General features: G+C 48.8%; 1 protein-coding gene. It reads left to right on the forward strand.

What is annotated here, in order from left to right; translation table 11 throughout:
• Positions 1-262: 262 nt before the first annotated feature.
• Entirely contained in the window at positions 263-2,053 is a 1,791-nt protein-coding gene (gene typA / locus C7B77_RS28555; protein WP_106313037.1) for a translational GTPase TypA, read from the forward strand.
• Positions 2,054-2,289 lie beyond the last annotated feature (236 nt).

Raw genomic sequence — 2,289 nt, forward strand, 5'->3', positions numbered from 1 at the left:
CCCCTCGAAGCATTAGCAGCCGATCGCACAACATATTGAGATGGCGCGGCTATGGTGAAGATCTACCCACCCCGCCCTTCCGGCACCCCTCCAAGGAGGGGATTTTTTTGGAGCGATCGAGTGTAATATCGCATTTGCTCGATTGCAATTCCGGGCAGCAATAGCACCCACGATCGGCTACAATTGTTCATAGATATTTACAAAGATTAGTAAATTTCAACCATCCAGGTCGGATCGTACTAGAGTTCTAACTCCACAATTTATGAGCATTCCCATTCGTAACGTAGCCATCATCGCGCACGTAGACCACGGTAAAACCACCCTTGTTGACGCACTTTTGAAACAATCCGGTGTTTTCCGCGAAGGGGAGGACGTGCCGATTTGTGTGATGGACTCCAACGACATCGAGCGCGAGCGTGGTATTACAATTTTATCTAAGAACACCGCTGTCAAGTACAAAGACACATTAATTAACATTATCGATACCCCCGGACACGCGGACTTCGGTGGCGAAGTCGAACGCGTATTGGGGATGGTTGATGGCTGTATCCTCATCGTCGATGCCAATGAAGGGCCAATGCCGCAGACGCGCTTCGTCCTGAAAAAAGCTTTAGAGAAGGGCTTGCGTCCGATCGTGGTAGTTAATAAAATCGATCGCGAGCTAGCATCGCCCCACGCCGCAGTGGATAAAGTCTTAGACTTATTCCTCGAACTCGGTGCCGACGACGACCAGTGTGACTTCCCCCACTTATTTGCTTCGGGAATGGGTGGTTACGCCCAGAACGATATGGAAACTAAAGGTACCGACATGGTACCGATGTTTGAGGCCATCTTGCGCCACGTTCCACCCCCAGTCGGCGACTCCGACAAGCCCTTGCAACTGCAAGTGACTACTCTCGATTATTCCGATTATCTCGGTCGGATCGTGATTGGTAAGATTCATAATGGCACCATTACCATGGGCCAGCAAGCCGCGCTAATCCAAAGAGATGGATCGATCTCCAAAGGACGCATTACCAAGCTTTTGGGCTTCGATGGCTTGAAGCGGATCGAAATTCCCAGCGCAACTGCGGGTAATATCGTAGCTGTAACTGGATTTGCAGATGCAAATATCGGTGAAACTATTACTTGTCCCAACGAGCCAATGGCATTGCCATTGATCGATGTAGACGAACCAACCTTGCAGATGACCTTCTGCGTTAATGATTCGCCGTTTGCTGGTACCGAAGGCAAAAATGTCACCTCGCGCCAAGTTCGCGACCGTTTATTCCGCGAATTGGAAACCAACGTTGCGTTGCGCGTTGAAGAAACAGGCGAAGCTGATAAATTTGCCGTAGCTGGACGTGGGGAACTTCACCTCGGTATTTTGATCGAGAATATGCGTCGGGAAGGGTACGAATTCCAAGTATCCCAGCCGCAAGTAATCTACCGTGAAATTGGCGGTCAAAAATGCGAACCGTTTGAATTGCTCGCTTTAGATGTACCTGAAGAAGCCGTCGGTAGCTGTATCGAACGTCTCGGTCAGCGGAAGGGTGAAATGCAAGATATGGTCGTTGGTGCCAACGGTCGCTCCAACCTCGAATTCGTCGTTCCTGCGCGTGGTTTGATCGGCTTCCGTGGTGAATTCATGCGGATGACTCGCGGTGCTGGGATTATGAATCACAGTTTCCTCGAATATCGTCCGAATTGTGGTGAAATTTCCGCCCGTCGGAATGGGGTTCTGATTTCCTTTGAAGAAGGTGTTGCTACCGACTACGCGCTGATGGGTGCAGAAGATCGCGGTACGTTCTTTATCAAGCCTGGTACTAAGGTCTATAAAGGAATGATCGTCGGCGAAAACAATCGTCCTCAGGATCTGGAACTGAACATCTGTAAGAGCAAGCAGTTGACTAACCACCGCGCCTCTGGTGGTGAAGAATTGGTACAGCTCAAAACACCGATCGATATGACGCTCGAACGCGCTCTAGAATATATCAGCGGTGACGAGTTGGTAGAAGTTACTCCTCAATCGATTCGGTTGCGGAAAATTGCTAAGAAACTAGCCAGACGCTAGGTCTAGAAGGTGTTAGCTCTGTTTTAATTACTAGCAATTCTTCAACTAGAAGTGTAGGGGGTAACCCCTACACAATTTTTTTGTGGCTGGGTAGATGAGAGATCGAATAAGGTTATTAAATACAGATAACTTCCTAATATGACATCTCTGCCATAGTAGCTTACGGTTCGCTCATTTTCAGGGAGGGTCATCAGATTGTGGCCCAAGGCAAGTATAAATCTCAACTGGAAAGTTCA

This window comes from Chamaesiphon polymorphus CCALA 037 (assembly GCF_003003845.1).
Classification (GTDB): Bacteria; Cyanobacteriota; Cyanobacteriia; order Cyanobacteriales; family Chamaesiphonaceae; genus Chamaesiphon; species Chamaesiphon polymorphus.

Excerpts from the sequence above, each read along its gene's own strand:
- typA (WP_106313037.1), top strand. The coding sequence starts at position 263 with ATGAGCATTCCCATTCGTAACGTAGCCATCATCGCGCACGTAGACCAC.